16 protein-coding genes are annotated in these 17,618 nt (G+C 47.0%); 9 read left to right on the top strand and 7 right to left on the bottom strand.

The features are described 5' to 3' along the window. The first annotated feature begins 1 nt into the window (after nt 1). The 5 genes from GC130_RS17240 to GC130_RS17220 all read left to right on the top strand — a co-directional run bounded on the left by GC130_RS17240 (nt 2) and on the right by GC130_RS17220 (nt 4,890). Nucleotides 2–1,384 carry an FGGY-family carbohydrate kinase gene (locus GC130_RS17240; protein WP_151999587.1) on the top strand — a complete coding sequence of 461 codons (1,383 nt, stop codon included), beginning with the start codon at nt 2–4 and terminating at the stop codon, nt 1,382–1,384. Between the two features lie 3 nt (nt 1,385–1,387). After that, nucleotides 1,388–2,128 carry a (Fe-S)-binding protein gene (locus tag GC130_RS17235; protein ID WP_151999586.1) on the top strand — a complete coding sequence of 247 codons (741 nt, stop codon included), beginning with the start codon at nt 1,388–1,390 and terminating at the stop codon, nt 2,126–2,128. Then, nucleotides 2,125–3,489, top strand: a complete 1,365-nt coding sequence (locus GC130_RS17230; protein WP_151999585.1) for a lactate utilization protein B — start codon at nt 2,125–2,127, stop codon at nt 3,487–3,489. Before GC130_RS17235 ends, GC130_RS17230 begins: the two co-directional genes overlap by 4 nt. Next, nucleotides 3,486–4,061, top strand: a complete 576-nt coding sequence (locus tag GC130_RS17225) for an LUD domain-containing protein (protein ID WP_151999584.1) — start codon at nt 3,486–3,488, stop codon at nt 4,059–4,061. The genes GC130_RS17230 and GC130_RS17225 overlap by 4 nt, the downstream gene beginning before the upstream one ends. Before the next feature lie 211 nt (nt 4,062–4,272). Beyond that, nucleotides 4,273–4,890: a DUF2202 domain-containing protein gene (locus GC130_RS17220; protein ID WP_193217893.1), complete on the top strand. Its 618-nt coding sequence runs from the start codon at nt 4,273–4,275 to the stop codon at nt 4,888–4,890. Nucleotides 4,891–5,022: 132 nt separating this feature from the next. Here GC130_RS17220 and GC130_RS17215 read toward each other — a convergent pair whose 3' ends face one another. The 3 genes from GC130_RS17215 to GC130_RS17205 all read right to left on the bottom strand — a co-directional run bounded on the left by GC130_RS17215 (nt 5,023) and on the right by GC130_RS17205 (nt 8,727). Then, a complete protein-coding gene (locus GC130_RS17215; protein WP_151999582.1) occupies nt 5,023–5,580 on the bottom strand; it encodes a transposase in 558 nt (185 codons plus the stop codon). Between the two features lie 184 nt (nt 5,581–5,764). Then, complete coding sequence (locus tag GC130_RS17210) at nt 5,765–7,222, bottom strand: aldo/keto reductase (RefSeq protein WP_151999581.1); 1,458 nt, start codon at nt 7,220–7,222, stop codon at nt 5,765–5,767. A gap of 8 nt (nt 7,223–7,230) precedes the next feature. Continuing rightward, nucleotides 7,231–8,727 (bottom strand): APC family permease, encoded by a 1,497-nt coding sequence (locus GC130_RS17205; protein WP_151999580.1) that lies wholly within the window; start codon nt 8,725–8,727, stop codon nt 7,231–7,233. Nucleotides 8,728–8,992: 265 nt separating this feature from the next. Between GC130_RS17205 and GC130_RS17200 the strand changes: the two genes are divergently transcribed. Beyond that, nucleotides 8,993–9,544: a methylglyoxal synthase gene (locus tag GC130_RS17200; RefSeq protein WP_226940531.1), complete on the top strand. Its 552-nt coding sequence runs from the start codon at nt 8,993–8,995 to the stop codon at nt 9,542–9,544. 101 nt (nt 9,545–9,645) lie between these two features. Further along, entirely contained in the window at nt 9,646–11,124 is a 1,479-nt protein-coding gene (locus tag GC130_RS17195; RefSeq protein ID WP_151999579.1) for a xylulokinase, read from the top strand. Nucleotides 11,125–11,179: 55 nt separating this feature from the next. On the opposite strand, the gene GC130_RS17190 is transcribed toward GC130_RS17195, so the two are convergent. After that, nucleotides 11,180–12,694 (bottom strand): hypothetical protein, encoded by a 1,515-nt coding sequence (locus tag GC130_RS17190; RefSeq protein WP_151999578.1) that lies wholly within the window; start codon nt 12,692–12,694, stop codon nt 11,180–11,182. Nucleotides 12,695–12,974: 280 nt separating this feature from the next. On the opposite strand from GC130_RS17190, the gene xylA reads away from it, so the two are divergent. After that, nucleotides 12,975–14,303 carry a xylose isomerase gene (gene xylA / locus GC130_RS17185; RefSeq protein WP_151999577.1) on the top strand — a complete coding sequence of 443 codons (1,329 nt, stop codon included), beginning with the start codon at nt 12,975–12,977 and terminating at the stop codon, nt 14,301–14,303. Nucleotides 14,304–14,409: 106 nt separating this feature from the next. Further along, nucleotides 14,410–15,495, top strand: a complete 1,086-nt coding sequence (locus GC130_RS17180) for an aldose epimerase family protein (protein WP_226940530.1) — start codon at nt 14,410–14,412, stop codon at nt 15,493–15,495. 90 nt (nt 15,496–15,585) lie between these two features. Here GC130_RS17180 and GC130_RS17175 read toward each other — a convergent pair whose 3' ends face one another. From GC130_RS17175 to GC130_RS17165, 3 genes are all read right to left on the bottom strand, one after another. Beyond that, complete coding sequence (locus GC130_RS17175) at nt 15,586–16,050, bottom strand: RES family NAD+ phosphorylase (RefSeq protein WP_151999575.1); 465 nt, start codon at nt 16,048–16,050, stop codon at nt 15,586–15,588. After that, entirely contained in the window at nt 16,051–16,542 is a 492-nt protein-coding gene (locus GC130_RS17170) for an antitoxin Xre/MbcA/ParS toxin-binding domain-containing protein (RefSeq protein ID WP_151999574.1), read from the bottom strand. Nucleotides 16,543–16,658: 116 nt separating this feature from the next. Next, a complete protein-coding gene (locus GC130_RS17165) occupies nt 16,659–17,531 on the bottom strand; it encodes an AraC family transcriptional regulator (RefSeq protein WP_151999573.1) in 873 nt (290 codons plus the stop codon). Nucleotides 17,532–17,618 lie beyond the last annotated feature (87 nt).

Below are 17,618 nucleotides of genomic sequence, written 5' to 3'. Positions count from 1 at the left end.
TATGGGAAAGCCAGTCACACTGATATTTGATATTGGAAAAACGAACAAGAAGCTCTTCCTTTTTGACGAGGACCTCTCCGAAATCTCGCATGAGTATATCAGGTTTGATGAGATTCCTGACGAAGATGGCTTTTTGTCGGAAGATCTCACATCCCTTGTTAAATGGGTGAAGGAGAGTGCCAACAAAGTTCTTCAAGACCCCACATACGACGTCAAGGCAATCAACTTCTCAACCTATGGTGCTTCCATGGTACACCTCGATGAACAAGGAGAGCTGGTTACTCCCTTTATCAACTATCTGAAGCCATTTCCTGAGGAATTATCAAAAGACTTCTTCAGCAAATATGGCCCGGAGGAAAGATTTTCAGTGTCTACTGCTAGCCCGTCCATGGGCATGCTTAATTCTGGCCTACAGCTATACTACCTGAAATATGCCAAGCCAGAAGCGTTCAAAAAGCTCCACAGGAGCCTCCATTTCCCTCAGTACCTCAGCTACTTGTTTACAGGCGAAGCCACCACAGACTTCACCAGCTTAGGCTGCCACACAGGACTTTGGGATTTTGGGCAAAACAAATATGCCGACTGGCTGGAGAAAGAAGGACTGGTTCAGTTTCTCACTCCCATCGAGGAATCTACAAAAACTACCCATATCGACATCAACGGCAAGCCGATCCATGTGGGTATAGGCGTGCACGACAGCTCTTCTGCCCTCGTGCCCTACATTCAGGCCAACGACGAACCGTTCGTGCTCATATCAACGGGCACCTGGAGCATTTGCATGAACATCTTCAACGACAAGGTGCTGACGGCCGCTGAGCTAAGTGCCGATTGCTTGAATTTTTTTAGCGCAAAGGGTATTTCAGTTAAGGCTTCCCGGTTATTTCTGGGAAAACATCTTAGCAATCAGGCCAAACTGCTCAGCGAATTTTTCAACATCGACTATCAGACTTACAAGTCTGTTGCCTGGAAAAAAGATTTCAAGTCAAAGAGGAAATCAAGCAAAGGACTGTTGTTCGATCATAGTGTACTGCACCCGGAGCGATTCGGCTTTGCAAACAACCCGAACCAGGATCTTTCTGTTTTCGGGAGCTATGAAGACGCCTATTTTCATCTTATCGATGAACTAACGGATTTGCAGATTGCCTCTCTCAAGCTGGCCATTGGAGACACCGATATCAAAAGAATATTTATTGATGGTGGCTTTAGTTCCAATGAAGTGTTTGTGAAAATGCTGGCCAACAAACTGCCCGCTTATAAAATTTATTCCACTTCTTTTGCCCTGGGCACTGCTCTCGGCGCTGCTTTATTGGTAAATTACCGAACGATCACCAAAGAATTTCTTAGCAAGAACTATAACGTTAAAAAGCATTCTCCCTCGAGTTAGTCCATGAAAATTGCGCTTTTCATTCCCTGTTACGTCGACCAATTCTACCCTCAGGTTGGCATTGCCACTTTGGAGCTACTGGAAAAGCTGGGCTGCGAGGTGGATTACCCAAAGAACCAAACCTGCTGCGGTCAGCCAATGGCGAACTCAGGCTATGAGTCAAAAAATGAAAAGATTGACGAGCTGTTCATCGATAACTTTGCAGGATACGATTACGTCGTTTGCCCCTCAGGTAGCTGCACCCTCCACGTGAAAGACCACCTGCATTCAGCTAGCAGGGAAACTGAAGCTGGCTCGATTAGAAACAATGTGTACGAGTTGGTAGAATTCCTGCACGACATTCTGAAAGTTGATAAAATTGAAACCGCCTTTCCCCACAAAGTGGGACTTCATGCCTCATGCCATGGGCTGAGAGGCTTAAGAATTGCGGCAGCTCCGGAGCTAAATATTCCGCCATTTAATAAGACGGCCGCCCTCCTTCAGAAAGTAAAAGGACTTGACTTGGTTGACCTTCACATGCCTGGAGAGTGCTGTGGCTTCGGCGGCACGTTCGCTGTTGGGGAAGAAGCGCTTTCGGTAAAAATGGGCAAGGACAGAATCAAAGACCATACAGATCACGAAGCTGAGTTCATCGTGGGCAACGACATGTCGTGCCTGATGCATCTGGAAGGCATTATCGGTAGAAACAACATGAAAGTGAAGGTGATGCACGTAGCGGAGATATTAAACGGAGTATCAGCATGAGCCATAGCACCAACACCGTAACTTTCCTCAAAGACAATAAAAAAGTCGATTGGCACAACGAAACGCTTTGGTGGGTGCGGAGCAAGCGTGATGTCTCCAGCAAGCAAATCCCGGAATGGGAGCAGCTGCGGGAGCTAGCATCGGGCATCAAAGACAGCGTACTTTCCAATCTTGCCGGCTACCTGGAAGAGTTCGAAAAAAATGCCATAGCCAATGGTATCAACGTGCATTGGGCCGCCGACGCCAAAGAGCACAACGAAATTGTCACCTCGATTCTTCAGAAGCACAACGCTCAAAAGCTGGTAAAAAGCAAATCGATTCTCACAGAAGAGTGTCACCTCAACGAGCATCTGGAAGCGCATGGATTTGAAGTAGTCGACACTGACTTGGGGGAGCGGATCATCCAGTTTGTGCGGCAGCCCCCCAGCCATATTGTGATGCCAGCCATCCACCTGAAAAAAGAAGACATCTCAGAAATATTCCACGAGCACCTACAGACGGAAAAAGGCAACAACGATCCACAATACCTGACGGAAGCCGCCCGGCAGCACCTCCGCAACAAATTCATAGAAGCGGACATCGCTCTGACTGGCGTCAACTTCGGCATTGCAGAAACGGGCGGCTTCGTCGTTTGCACCAACGAAGGCAATGCCGACATGGGGGTGCATTTGGCTCCCGTTCATATTGCCTGCATGGGCATCGAAAAGCTGATCCCGAAGCTGGAGCATCTCGGTGTTTACACCCGACTGTTGGCACGAAGTGCCACAGGCCAGCCCATCACCAACTACACCAGCCATTTCCACAGGCCAAGATCAGGCCAGGAGATGCATATCATTCTGGTAGACAATGGGCGCACGGAGCAGCTCAGTCGGGAGAAGTTCCGCAACAGCCTGAAGTGCATACGCTGCGGTGCCTGCATGAATACCTGCCCGATTTACCGCCGCAGTGGTGGCTACAGTTACGACGCAACAGTGCCCGGCCCTATCGGTTCCATCTTATCGCCAGGAGTGGATTTAAAGAAACATCAATCGCTTCCTTTTGCCTCTACGCTGTGTGGGTCCTGCAGCGACGTGTGTCCCGTGAAAATCAATATCCACGAGCAGCTTTACGAGTGGAGGCAGGTAGTGGCCGATGAAAAGCTGGACGGAGCCGGGAAAAGAATTTCGATGACACTGGCTGCCAAAGTGCTCGCTTCGCCGTCGCTCTACAACATGTTGGGAAAGCTGGCAAGAAAGTCGCTATCGCTATTGCCAAAGTCTCTGATCAACAACCCGCTCAATGCGTGGGGCAAGCAAAGAGATTTGCCGGCACCACCCAAGGCCAGTTTCAAAGAGTGGTATGCCAAAAACCGGAAATCATGAGCAGCAGAGAAAAGATGCTTGGCAACATCCGCAAGCTGGGACTTGAGCCAAAGCCGCTGCCTGAAATTCCAGCATTTGAGGTAAGTAAAGACCTTGAGGCTACTTTTACCACTTCACTGGAAGCCAACCACGTGACTGTTATTTCATGCAGAAGCGAAGAAGAAGTCAAAGCAGCAGTTGCAGAACAGACCAGGGCCTATCAACAGGTGATAACGACACTGCCTGACCTTTATTCCTCCGGAATAGATCTGGCTACCGTCAAAAAGCCATCGGATCTGCGATACGTTGAAGCTGGCATTATCAAAGGCGCTTTTGGCACAGCAGAAAACGGAGCCATTTGGGTGCCGGAAAGCCTCGCTGGGATACGAGCCTTACCTTTTATTGTGGTGCACCTAATTGTGGTTGTCGAGCGCAAAACGCTGGTCGGCAATATGCACCATGCCTACAAAAAGATTGAAGAAATTCCCGGCTTCGGCGTCTTTATCGCCGGCCCTTCTAAAACGGCAGACATCGAGCAATCGTTGGTTATCGGCGCCCACGGGCCGAAGAAGATGACGGTGATTTTGTGTTAAAAATAGTGCGCTTGCATCATCAATGTGTTGCCACCAGATATCGCTGTGGGGACCAACTTGCTCCGAACCACAGCCGTCGTGCCCAAAACTTGTTGGTGGCACGACTCATAAATCGCCTAAGTTAGACTCTATCCCCCTCTGTGACTACGGTCACTGCAAAGCTTTCCCTTCCTTGCGATATTTGAGAAAGGAAACTCAAAATCACATACTTATGAAAAAGCTAATGATATTGGTGGCGATACTTGCCGCAATGGCATCGTGCCAAAACTCAAATGATGGCGCAGATGAAGTTATCGTTGCGCCTCTTACTGAGCAAGAAAAAGCAGACATACTATTTCTGAGGGAGGAAGAGAAACTAGCAAGGGATGTGTACCTGCTTTCTTATGATTTGTACGGGCACATCATTTTTAACAACATCTCCAACAGCGAACAGACACACATGAGCAGTGTTTACACCTTGATCGTGAAGCACAATCTCACCGACCCAACAGCAGGCAAGCAACAAGGGGAGTTTCAAAATCAAGCTCTTCAAAACTTATACGACAGCCTGGCCTCGCAATCATCCGTTTCATTACTGGAGGCTTTAAGAGTCGGGGCTGGTATTGAAGATTTGGACATTAATGATCTTGATGGCAATATTAGCCACACTACAAAAGCTGACCTCCTTCAGGTGTACTCCAGTTTACAATGCGGCTCGAGAAACCATCTGAGGAACTTTGTCCAGCAACTAGAAGGCATTAATGGCACATACGAGCCTCAATTCATCAGCCTGGATGAATACAACACGATTGTAGACACTCAGAATGAAAGATGTGGATTAGTGTACTGATTTAGATTTGTCTCCACCAGCTATCGCTGTGACCACCACATAACTCCGACCGACAGCCGTCGTGCCCACAACTTGTTGGTGGCTCGACTTAATGGTGTAGCACCAAGGCTATCAGAAAGGTTGCCGCTATCCTCACAAAAAGAAGCTTTTCGCTTTTGAGGGATCGATTACCATTTTCGATTGCTCGATAAAAGCTTCTCTACTTTTAGGAATATCGAGTAGCTGATACGCCATTTCCTTATTACACAATGTCCCATTTCTGAAACCAGCATAGTCCCGGTATGATCCAAACTCCCAGTCTTCCATTTTGGTCACAAGCTGAGCTCTCAAAGGATTCTGGTGAATGTAGTGAAAGCAGGTAAAAGCGTAATCATCTACTTCCAGGGGCTTGGCCTTGCTATTTTGCTGAAAAAGGGAACCAGTTCTCCCTGTCCGAAAATTAATTTTCCTGGTGTACGAACTAAGCATCATTCTCAAATCCTGCTTATACCTTGAAATATCCATGGCCTCTTTGGAGTGAACCATCAGGTGAAAATGATTAGGCATCAGACAATAGGCCAGAATATCGAAGTGAGGGTTCAAATGCTTTCGTATTTTCCCCAGGAAAGTGATGTAATCTCCCTTCTGATAAAATATAGTTTGGGAATTGTTGCCTCTGTTGTAAATATGGAAGAGCCTATCTGGTTCCATATGATCTGTTTAGCTTCATACTTGGTGGTGCCGCCAACAAGTTGTGGGCACCACTGCACTCCAAATTTACGACTGTTGTGTCTTCAGCAATGACTGTAAACATGGCTTAATAATCTACCGCTCACTCCTAAACGGTCTTGCCACCAGCTAGCGCTGTGGGCACGACACTCCTGTCCAGAAGCACCTACTCCACCATCGCCTCAGCCTCTATCTCCACCAAATATTCTCTTCCAACCAAATTGGCCTGTACTAGTGTGTTGGCTGGCTGAATGTCTTTGAAGCGTTTGCCGTGAACTCTGGCCACAGCTTCCCAGTCATCAATATTTCTAACAAAGATTCTGGTCCTCACCACCTCTTCCATCGTTGCTCCCAGCGACTGCAAAGCACCTTCTATTTTATCCAATGCGAAGGTGGCTTGCGCTGCAGGGGCATTTCCACCTATAGCCTTGGCCCCATGTGTAGCGGTCGTGCCTGAAATCAAGATTCTATTTCCTTTTTTCACAGCACGGCTAAACCCTGCAAGGTCTTCCCATTCGGTGCCGCTCAATGCTTTTATTCTTCCATCACTGCCTTCAGTTGTTGGATAGGGCACAGGGATCGCCTCAACATGATGGCTAAGATCCCCTGACGCTGTTAAAAACGGCGGCTTCCGGTACTCATCACCACAATCGCCTGGAATAGGGCTAAACCCTGCGATCACATTTTCAATAGCTTTCTTGCTGTCAGCGTCTAACCGGAAGTCAAACAACCTGAGGTTGTCCATTACGTGCTCACTTTCTCCCAGTCTGGCACCCACAATCACTCCACCCACGGCAGGTTGCTCCAGCATATACCGGGTGGCCACATTGGCCATCGACACGTGGTATTTCTCAGAAAGCTTCGAAAGCACCTGCAGCAAATCCTGCAGTTTCTTCCAACCTCCGGCCACATCCACAAAGCGCTTGTATTTCATTTGTGACCAGGTCAAACTTGCCTCCTGCTTCGGCTCAGGTTTACCCAGCCATTTCTCGGTCAGGAAGCCGCCAGCCAATGTGCCAAATGCCAGAATTTTCACTCCGTGCTTTTCACACACCACAGCCATGTCTCCTTTTGCTCTTTGATCAAGCAAAGAATAAGACACCTGGTTCGATACCACTTTGATCCCACTTTCCAGCACCATATTCAAATGGGCTGCATCGAAGTTGGTTAGGCCAATTTGCTTCAAAAGCCCTTCTTCTCTCAGCTCTTCCAGCCAATAAAGACAATCGAGCCAGATCGGGTCAGCGTAGTTCCAGGCATGAAACTGCATCAGGTCAAGCTGCTCCATATTCATGCGCACAAGCGCAGTGGCCACAGCCTCTCTCACGTCTTTTTTTGTCACCTGACCAGGACTGGGCACCCACTTTGTCAGCAAGTTCACCGGCCGGTAGTCGGCGTATTTCTTTTTGTAGATCCCCGCAATTATTTCGGCTGAGCCGTAGTGATCCGCCATATCGAAGGTGACCAGTCCGGCATCGCCGTATGCTTTCATCGACTTTGCAGCAGCTTCAAGATCCAGTGTTTTGCCGTCTCTTTCCATGTCAGCCACCTGCCATAACCCCGTCAGCACTCTCGATATCTTCAGGTCAGGTGCCAGTTCACAATATTCCACTCTATTACTCATAGCTAATCTTATTCAGGAGGTAGTTGCGAAAACCTCTCAGTCAGGTTGATCCCCTGTTTGGTGAGTTTTCTTTTTTCACGAAAATAAATCATTGTAGCGACAATCATCACCACTATCCATATAAAGGTAGAATGGAAATACCATGCTCCGGGATTGCTTGCCAGGTCTTTGACGATATGTACAATAAGCAGGCTGCCCAGCAAACCAGCGCCTGCCACAGCAATAAAAACCTGCTTCCATCGCTCCTTCACCACCACAATACCTTTTGCCAGCGTTGGGTTTCTTTTCTGCAAAGAATAAACAGAGATCACCATCAAAAGGAAATTAACGAGCATGGAGGTCACCATGATATCTATCCCTAAAAAGAAATCGCTCGCCAGGTGACAGCCCAATATGCCAATCGAAGCCATAGCTCCACTGACGATAATGGCCGTCGCAGGAGTTTTCCGCACGGGGTGCACCCGTGCGACACTCTTAGGAAATATTCCGTCCTCAGCCCAGGCAAACATCAGTCTGGAAACCGACAGGATCATGGCAGGCAAGTCGTTGATCAGTGCAATGGCAGCACCAGCCAAAATAAGCACACCCCAAACCGGAGGCAGCACATAGCTTAGCAGGCCAGGTGCCGAAATGTCCTTTTGCATGGATTCTGCTGCGATGAAATCCCACGGCACACTATGATAGACAGCCCATGTAAATAAAAAGTAAAATGCCCCCACAGTCAGAATGGCAATCGCAATCGCAATGGGCAGCGATTTGCCTGGATTCTTCGCCTCTCCTCCTGCCTGCGCTATTGAGTCGAACCCGATAAAGCTGGAAAACAACAAGGCCGAGGCCGTCACAAATACCTTCCAATCAAAAACGTGGCTTGCAGCCACAGCAATTTGTCTGCCTTCTTTTACCTGAATGGCAGACACAAAGTCGGCCTGGTCGTGAGAAAAGCCTACCACAATCACGATGGCACCAAGGCCAAACATCATAAACATCAGCGGAATCAGTGTACGCTCATAAAGTTTAATGCCCTGAATATTAACAAGAACAAAAATCCAAAGGAAGGCGAATGAAATAGCAAGGCGAACAAACCCCAACTCCAAAATTTCTCCTATTTCTGCCCATCCAAGACCAAAAGCAACATCCCTCAGGAAAGGAACAACCACGTAGGACACAACGCCAATGGCAACAGACAATCCAAACCATTGAGAAAAGCTTGCCACAAAGCCCAGGTAGGGGTTCAGCGATCTGCTGACATGAACATAGCTACCACCCGCCCTTGGCATAGCCGAACTGAGTATGGCATAGGCCATGGCTGCAAGAATGGCGGGCACAGCGGCCACCAAAAAAGCCGGAAGCACATAAGGCCCGATTCCAGGCACATTTCGCTGTATCATGAAAGGCACTACGTTGATGCCAGCCCCCATCATCGAGCAAATGCCAGTAGCTGCAAGGCCCAGAATGCCCATTTGCCTTGTCAGCCCTGTTTTCACTCCACCATCTTTTTTTGCCATCTCACTTTATTCAAATAGGCTGTCACTTGAGTGATATAGTTAAACCTTTTGACGGTCACCACAAAATGATTTTTGATGACGCACCTTCGATATTCCCATTTCAGCGAAAAATCTTTTTCAGAAAGGAAATTTCTCTGCAACGGTTTGTTAAGAACTTTGCAATCGATTTCTCCGGAAAACACAACCTCTAATGGCCTGATTGCGTTGCAATGAAACGAATCTTTTATTAAGAAAAAGGGTTAAATTTGTATAAATCATTGAGAGATTGGCACACTACTTGGTGTCTGGACAGAATATGATTGACTTGAAAGTTGACACAACAATGAATACGATAGACAAAAAGAACATAGCGCTTGTTGCGCACGACTATAAAAAGAAAGACCTGATTGAGTGGGCACTATATAACAAAAGTGTATTAGCTGGTCATTCTCTTTTCGCCACCGAGGCTACCGGGAACCTTGTAGAAAAAGAGCTTAACTTACCTGTAACCAAGGTGAAAAGTGGCTCTATGGGTGGTAATCAACAAATAGCCACCAAAATTTCCGAAGGAGAAATAGATATTCTCATCTTTTTCTGGGATCCTTTGACACAGTTGCCAAGCGACCCTGAAGTGAAGGCGTTGCTGCGAATAGGCATGGCCTGGAATATTCCCGTTGGCTGCAACAGAGCAACAGCGGACTTCCTTGTTTCATCTCCACTGCTAAATTCCTCATATCAAAAACAACAGCCCGACTATAAAGCGCAGGGAAAGGAAAACCTTTCCGAGTCTTTCTTCTCTGACACTGACGAGAATTACGGTCTGCTATTGACCATTTAGTAGCTTACATCACCGAAACTTAATCAAACACCCGATCCGTAAAATGAAATGGATTTGGGATAGGTTTGCTATTTTAGCACACATTTAATCAAATTTGCACCATGTTATTATTAGGTATAGATATAGGAACTTCTTCCGTCAAAATTTCTGTAGTGGACGCCCAAACGCAAAAATGCGTTGCTTCCACACATTATCCGGAAACGGAGGCAACGATTTTGTCGCCAGAGCCAGGTTGGGCGGAACAATCCCCCAACATGTGGTGGGAATACACGCAGCAGGCTATTACCAAACTCAATGCTACCAAAAAATATAACCCCAAAGACATTGGGGCTATTGGCATTGCCTATCAAATGCACGGCCTCGTGATTGTGGATAAAGACCAAAAGGTGCTGCGTGACTCGATTATCTGGTGCGATAGCCGGGCGGTAGAAATCGGCGACAAAGCCTTCAAAGCAATAGGCAAAAGTGTGGCCCTTTCTTCGCTACTTAACTCTCCAGGTAATTTCACGGCTTCCAAACTCGCCTGGGTGAAAGAAAACGAGCCATTCTTGTACGACAAAACCTACAAGCTTATGCTACCCGGCGACTTTATTGCCATGAAGTTTACGGGCGAAATTACCACGTCAGTTTCTTCTCTTTCTGAAGGAATTTTCTGGGACTTTCAAAAGGATCAGCTCTCTGATCCGGTGTTCAACTACTTCGGTTTTTCAAAAAGCATGGTGCCCGACATCAAGCCAGTCTTCTCAGAACACGGCACAGTGAGTTATGCTGTTGCCGAACCGTTAGGTTTGAAAGCTGGCATTCCTGTGACCTACAAGGCGGGAGACCAGCCCAACAATGCTCTGTCACTCAATGTATTTGAGCCAGGCGAAGTGGCCGCCACTGCTGGCACCTCCGGTGTCATTTATGGCGTAACTGACCAGGTGAGCTACGACCCCCAGTCGAGGGTAAACACATTTGCTCATGTGAACTATGCCAACAACAAAAAGCGACTGGGTGTACTGCTTTGCATCAACGGCACCGGCATTATGAACCGCTGGATAAAATCTGTGGCGGGTCAGCACCTCACCTATGAGCAAATGAATGAAGAAGCAGCCAAAGCAAAGCCTGGAAGCAGAGGCCTCTATGTGATGCCTTTTGGCAACGGCGTGGAACGAATGCTTGAAAACAAACTAATAGGTGCCCACATCCACACCATTGACCTCAACACTCATGGCCCGCACGAATTGTTCAGAGCGGCTCAGGAAGGCATTGCCTTCTCGTTCCGCTACGGCCTCGACATTATGAGAGACAATGGCATGAGTCCTAAAGTGATCAGGGCTAGCTATGCCAATATGTTCCTGAGCGATGTCTTTACCGAAGCATTTGTGAACGTAACAGGCGTGCCTGTAGAGCTCTATGAGGGTGACGGAAGTGTTGGTGCTGCAGTAGGCGCCGGCCTGGGTGCTGGCGTTTACGCCGACCAGAAGGATGCCTTCAAGAACATGAAAAGGCTTCGGGTCGTAGAACCTTCAAAAAATATCGACTACGAGCCCCATTATGAAAAGTGGCTTGGGATTCTGAAAAGCCATCTTGGTTAATAGAAATGGGCTGCTATCGTGATAAAATAGCAGCCCATTTTCGTCTTTTGGCCTGTTAGTTTTCGTATTCGTAAACAGTTTTTGAGGTATAAGTAGCAGTCGGATTCTGGTAGCCAACATACTTCACCTCTTTCTCCGTAGGGTAGCCGTTGTGATAAGTGTAGGTGTACTGGCCAGGTACATATATTGGGAAGCTCCCGGCATAACTTTGAGTCTCGCCATTCACGTTGTTCTTGCTTGACTGACGAAGAAAATAGTCCGTGATTCCCAGCAAATAGTGTGGATTGATAAAGGAGTCGTAGTGCTTCTGGCTGGAGCTAGTTCCCGCTGTACTACCCACACCTGAGTATTCCGAAACAATGTTTCCTTTATCAAATTCGTAGTGATAGGTGAAAAAATTCCCATTGTCAAAACTGTACCGTATGCCAGTAAATGCATCTGTCTGCGAGTTATATAACCAGACAGCTTCCTGCCCTCCGTTTAATCCTGTTTGCACAATTTTTGAAACCCGACCATCACTTCTATAATGGTATAGCTGCGTATCAAGCAGCGTATTGTCCATCGTCCTTTTTACGTTATCCAGCCTACCGTTCTTATACTCGTACCAGGTGATTAACTGGAGAACCCACTCATTGGTATCGTCATTGAAGTGGTAAAAATCTCTCCTTGATAGCTTGCCTTCCTCATTGTAAATGTAATCCACATGGCTTTCCAGTTTTGAGCCCCCGGCCAGCAGCGTAAACTCAGTCTCACTCTTCAGCCTCTTAATGGCCTTTTGTGCCTCCAGTTTCACTGCATGATTTTCGAAAAGCTCCTCTCTTGTCAGCTCTCTCTCGTAAATGTCGCCCCAGTGTGTCCAGCTAATGTAATAATAGTCGAATCTTGTCGGAATACTGATATTTTCCACACCGTCAATATCTCTACCAACAGACCATGAATTACCTTCGTCGTCGGTGGCAGTAATTAATACCGACGGCTTGATATTGTCATAAATAAACCCGCCAACATTGATAGAAGCACTAAAAGAAACAAGGGTCACTTCGTCGCTCTTGCCGCCAAACACCTCGACAGCGTAACCAAAATCAGCGGCATCCTCCACTACAAACACCTGACCCACTTCCGTGTTGGTCACAATTGTACCCCCCGCTTTTCCATCAACCACCAATGGCAAAGCCATTTGTAGCTCCTCCCCCTTCAGCGATCCTTCGTGCGGAGTTGCCAGCACCACTTTATCCTCTGCATTGAAAACTACAAAGCTGGAAAGCCGGTACGTGGCCGAAGGCATTTCAAATTCCTCAGTGAAATAACTCCCTGCCTTGAGGGAAAGTGTTACTTTCTTATTGCTCACCACCTCTACCTGATTGTTGTCCGTCATGGCAATTACAGCATATGCTGGTTGCCTTTCGGAAGCGTTGAAAAGTGGAGGCGGGTTAAAAGAAAGCTTTATTGATGCTTTTTGACTTCCTGGGTTTTCATTTTCACCTGGAAGTGCATCGTCGTCGCCAGAACAGGCAGCAAACATACCCAGCAGGGCAGTGGCTGCAAAAAAGTTAAGAAATTTGACCTTCATGTTTATTTGAAAATTAAAAATATTGCTACTCGCTTTAAAAAATTCACCCGGTAGAAGTTTCGGTCAGTAGATGTGGATGGTAAAGCTGAAGAGTAGACGGAAATCGAAATCGAAAGGTTGGAGATGCCAAAAACAATTTTTCATCATGACGCAATTGACGCTACCATTCCCAGCGGAATAACAATTGGGAAAAGTTATAAAATGGAAAATATTTCGCCTTCATCTCATTATTCTGCTAACTTAACGCCCTGTTTTTTAAACCCCTAAAAACACTTAAAACATGGCAATAACTCTTGGAGAAAAAGAATTTTTTAAAGGCATAGGTCAAATTAAATTTGAAGGACAGGGCTCCGACAACCCTATGGCCTATCGCTGGTATGACGAAAATAAAGTAGTAGCAGGCAAAACTATGAAGGAGCACTTGCGGTTTGCAGTAGCCTACTGGCACTCCTTTGTTGGCAGTGGTGCCGATCCTTTCGGAGCACCTACGCATATTTTCCCCTGGGACGTGAAAGGCGATGCAGTAGAAAGAGCAAAAGACAAGATGGATGCTGCTTTCGAATTCATGACAAAATTGGGCCTTCCGTACTATTGCTTCCACGACGTTGACGTGGTTGACTATGGCAACAACGTGGTTGAAAATGAAAAAAGGCTTCAGGCCCTTGCTGAGTATGCCAAGAAAAAACAGGCGGCCAGCGGCGTAAAATTACTCTGGGGCACAGCTAATCTTTTCTCTCATGTCCGGTATATGAATGGCGCTTCTACCAACCCGGATTTCCATGTGCTGTCACACGGTGCAGCGCAGGTAAAAGCCGCTTTGGATGCGACAATCTATCTTGGAGGCGAAAATTACGTGTTCTGGGGAGGTCGTGAAGGCTACATGTCGCTACTGAACACTGATATGAAAAGAGAGCAGGATCACCTGGCGATGTTCCTTCACAAAGCAAAAGACTATGCCCGCAAGCAAGGCTTCAAAGGCACCTTCTTTATTGAACCCAAGCCATGCGAGCCAACCAAGCACCAGTACGACTACGATTCGGCAACTGTTATTGGATTCCTTCGTCAGCACGATTTGCTTAACGACTTCAAACTGAATATCGAGGTAAATCACGCCACACTGGCGGGCCACACCTTCACCCACGAGCTTCAGGTGGCCACCGACGCTGGTTTACTTGGCTCTATTGATGCCAACAGAGGCGATTACCAGAACGGCTGGGATACTGATCAGTTCCCTAACGATATCACCGAGGTTACCGAAGCTATGATGATCATTTTGCAAAACGGTGGCTTTGGTGGTGGAGGTATCAACTTCGATGCGAAAATCAGAAGAAACTCTACTGACATGGAGGACTTGTTCTATGCCCATATTGGTGGCGTCGACATCTTTGCCCGTGCACTGGTAGCTGCCGACAATATTTTGCAGAAGTCGGAATACAAGAAGATTCGCAAAGACCGTTATGCCTCATTCGATAGCGGAAAAGGCAAAGAATTTGAGCAGGGTAAGCTCTCTTTGGAAGATCTTCGCAACTATGCTGCCGAAAACGGAGAGCCAGCCATGACCAGTGGTCGTCAGGAATATATCGAGAACCTGATCAACAGGTACATCTAGACCAAAACCAGCCAGAGTATCAAAAGTGATGCTCTGGCTTTACCTCACCAATATGAAACCTACTATACTACTTTGCTTATTGGCCCTGGGCCTAAACGCTTGCACAATGCCTACTAAAGAAAAAACTGAGGAGACTACAACCACCGCCGGTATATCTGCTGCCGATTGGGGTGAAGTAAACGGAAAAAAGGTTCAGCTATTCACGCTAACCAACGATGCCGGTTCCGAAGTGAAAATCACCAACTATGGCGGAGTCGTTACTAAGTGGAATTTCCCCGACAAAAACGGAAAGGTTTCTTCTATTGTATTAGGCTTCGATAGTTTGAAAACATACCTGGCCGGCCATCCGTTTTTTGGTGCAATAGCAGGCCGCTATGCGAACAGAATAGCCAAAGGCCAGTTCACCATTGATGGCGAAACCTACACGCTGGTCAAAAATAACGGAGAGAACCACCTTCACGGTGGTACCAAAGGTTTTGACAAGCAAGTTTGGACTGCCAATGCAGTTGATGGAGATGAGCCTTCGCTGGAGCTGAGCTATTTGAGCGTTGATGGAGAAGAAGGATATCCTGGTAATTTGAATGTGAAAGTTGTTTACACATTGACTGCCAACAATGAACTAAAGATCGATTACACTGCCACTACGGACAAGGCTACGGTGCTCAACCTCACTAACCACAGCTATTTCAACCTAACTGGAACGCCTGCTAACACCATACTTGATCATACCATGAGGATCAAAGCAGAAAAATATACGCCTGTTGATGCCGGGCTTATTCCAACTGGTGAGCTGGCACCCGTGGCCGGGACGCCTTTCGACTTTGGCCCGCCTATGAAAATTGGCTCCAGAATAGCAGATACGGGTGGCGATCCTTATGGCTATGATCACAACTTCGTAATTGACGGAGAGCCGGGAAAATTAAGACCTGGAGCGATTGCCACTGATTCAATATCTGGCAGAAGACTTGACATGGCCACCACTCAGCCAGGTGTTCAGTTTTACACAGGCAACTTCCTGAACGGCAACGTAAAAAGTGACGATGGGATACCTTACAGCAGGAATACTGGCTTTTGTCTGGAAACGCAGCATTTCCCTGACTCACCCAACAAGCCTGATTTTCCAAGCGCCCTGCTGAAACCAGGGGAAACATACCACGAAACAACCGTGTACAAAATAAGCCTGATGGAGTAGTGACCACATTGGTACAGAAACAAAAAGCACTGTCCTTAGGGCAGTGCTTTTTTTCTATCAAACTTCTCTAAACCCGCCCGAACTTTCTGGTCAGCCCCACTCATTCAACTCGAATGACACCTCTTCTGTAGCTATGATCTTCATTGATTTCATAGCTTCCGGGTGCAATGGGTTGATCAACAGGTTGTGCTCCGAAGGGTAGCTGGACAATGGAATGCGGCAAGAGGGCACCTTCAAAAAGGGTGACATCATACGCTGCGCCCAATTGGTGCCAAAAGCCTGAGTAGAGGTCGGGTAAGGGCGACGACCCCAGTCAGGTGGTAAGTCCTCCGACATCAGATGAGGAGCGTCTGCATTTATCTGAATGGTGATCAATACCCACGATCCGTTCGCCACTACTGGCCCCTTGATGGCCAGCAGTTCCATAAACGTGATGGCGCTGACATTGCTGGCATATATAATGGGGGTGCCGGGGAAGTTCCATCTGCCACCTGCTCTTCCATAGCCCAGTGGAGTTGAGGCAAATATTTTATTGATAAGTCGAAAGTATTTCACCTACAAAGCGTTACCCCACAACATCGCTTCCATGGCATTGTCAACCAGCTCTATCCCATAGGGGCTTTTGATCAACTCAATAGGTTTTTGATTGCCCAAGGCTTGGTTGATGGTTTGAAGCCATTCTTTCAACTGCTTCTCGGAACCAAAAACTTTCACCCCCTTGGCGATGATGTGGTCAATATCATACATGGCCTTTGATCTCATTTTACCTATCGTTTTATCGCCTTTATCCCACCTAAACAGTGTGCTCGGATCAACTTCCAGCACACCCGACAGCTCCTGCTGACTATAGCCAAGGTATTGCACCATTGGCTTAATGCGTTCATAAACAAGCTCCGGCTCTTTGGCCATCAAAGGCGGATCATCATTCTGAGCATATGGCTTTAGAAAATGGTAGGCTTGCACGTCGACGTTAATCGATTCCGTTTCACCACTCGAGGTTTTTATCCGCCATGAGCTTGCCTCTGATTTTTCGCCTTCTTTGGTCATCACTTATTTTGATTTCAATCGTCTGCCATTTTAACATACTGCATTTGCAATACTAATATACGCTTTTTGCAATAATTTAGTTACGAAGATTTTACTTTTTTAAAGAGACGGTCAGGTTAAATAACTTTTCTATACTCTTTCCTATACTCCAGCGGAGCCATTCCAGTGATCTCTCTGAACTGACGATTGAAGTTGGAAAGCGTTTTGTAGCCACATTCAAATCCAACGGCCGCCACCGAAAGTTCACCATCCACAAGCATGTGACAGGCCTGCCCCACTCTTACCTCACTTACAAATGAGGAGAAGGTCTTATTCGCTCTCGTTTTAAAATACCGACTAAAGGCGACAGGGCTTAGATTAGCCAGGGAAGCAGCCTCCTCTAGCGTAATCTTCTGTCTGAAGTTGTCAATGACGTAGTGATGAACAAGGTTCATCCGGTCTCCGTCAGACGCTTTCAATTGAAAGCTGGCCGGGCCTGACGACACATACCTGTATTCCTTCGAATGTGCAAGTGCACTAAGTATCTTCAAAAACTGAATAACACTTTCGATCCCCTCCGAGTCCACCATTTTGAGCATCCACTCTTTTACCTGACTCCGTGTATGTCCATAATATTCCAGCCCTCGCCTGGCTTTTTCGAAGAGATACTTCAAACCAGCAAGTTCCTCTTTTTCCAGCATTTGGTGCCCAAGAAAATTCTCATCGAAATAGATAACGATTCCCCTGGTAGAGAGCTGGCTGTCTTTAGCAAAGTAAGATTCGTGGCACCGCCAAAGGTGTGGCAGATTGGGCCCTGAAAGCAACAAGTCTCCTTCCTTGAAGGGCTTGATCGTATCGCCGACAAATCTGGTTCCATGGCCCTTGAGTACCACAAAGAGTTGATACTCCGGGTGAAAATGCCAGTTAGGGTCGAAATACGCATCCTGTAGATCTTTGATAACAAATACCCTGGAATCTGGAATGGCCGATTTTTGAATGGGTACTCTCATAGTTCAGTTGCGATGTGTCGTGGTTTCAGCGCCACAATTTTCTCATAAAAAAGAATAAATGACACACAAGTAAGTTAAAATAAAGTC

The organism is Imperialibacter sp. EC-SDR9 (genome assembly GCF_902498805.1).
Lineage (GTDB): Bacteria > Bacteroidota > Bacteroidia > Cytophagales > Cyclobacteriaceae > Imperialibacter.
This window is presented reverse-complemented; position numbering and strand designations above follow the sequence as displayed.

Bases quoted from the DNA above. Each gene is read 5' to 3' on its own strand.
- GC130_RS17240 (WP_151999587.1), top strand. From the start codon at position 2: ATGGGAAAGCCAGTCACACTGATATTTGATATTGGAAAAACGAACAAG.
- GC130_RS17235 (WP_151999586.1), top strand. From the start codon at position 1,388: ATGAAAATTGCGCTTTTCATTCCCTGTTACGTCGACCAATTCTACCCT.
- GC130_RS17230 (WP_151999585.1), top strand. From the start codon at position 2,125: ATGAGCCATAGCACCAACACCGTAACTTTCCTCAAAGACAATAAAAAA.
- GC130_RS17225 (WP_151999584.1), top strand. From the start codon at position 3,486: ATGAGCAGCAGAGAAAAGATGCTTGGCAACATCCGCAAGCTGGGACTT.
- GC130_RS17220 (WP_193217893.1), top strand. From the start codon at position 4,273: ATGAAAAAGCTAATGATATTGGTGGCGATACTTGCCGCAATGGCATCG.
- GC130_RS17215 (WP_151999582.1), bottom strand. From the start codon at position 5,580: ATGGAACCAGATAGGCTCTTCCATATTTACAACAGAGGCAACAATTCC.
- GC130_RS17210 (WP_151999581.1), bottom strand. From the start codon at position 7,222: ATGAGTAATAGAGTGGAATATTGTGAACTGGCACCTGACCTGAAGATA.
- GC130_RS17205 (WP_151999580.1), bottom strand. From the start codon at position 8,727: ATGGCAAAAAAAGATGGTGGAGTGAAAACAGGGCTGACAAGGCAAATG.
- GC130_RS17195 (WP_151999579.1), top strand. From the start codon at position 9,646: ATGTTATTATTAGGTATAGATATAGGAACTTCTTCCGTCAAAATTTCT.
- GC130_RS17190 (WP_151999578.1), bottom strand. From the start codon at position 12,694: ATGAAGGTCAAATTTCTTAACTTTTTTGCAGCCACTGCCCTGCTGGGT.
- xylA (WP_151999577.1), top strand. From the start codon at position 12,975: ATGGCAATAACTCTTGGAGAAAAAGAATTTTTTAAAGGCATAGGTCAA.
- GC130_RS17180 (WP_226940530.1), top strand. From the start codon at position 14,410: ATGCCTACTAAAGAAAAAACTGAGGAGACTACAACCACCGCCGGTATA.
- GC130_RS17170 (WP_151999574.1), bottom strand. From the start codon at position 16,542: ATGACCAAAGAAGGCGAAAAATCAGAGGCAAGCTCATGGCGGATAAAA.
- GC130_RS17165 (WP_151999573.1), bottom strand. From the start codon at position 17,531: ATGAGAGTACCCATTCAAAAATCGGCCATTCCAGATTCCAGGGTATTT.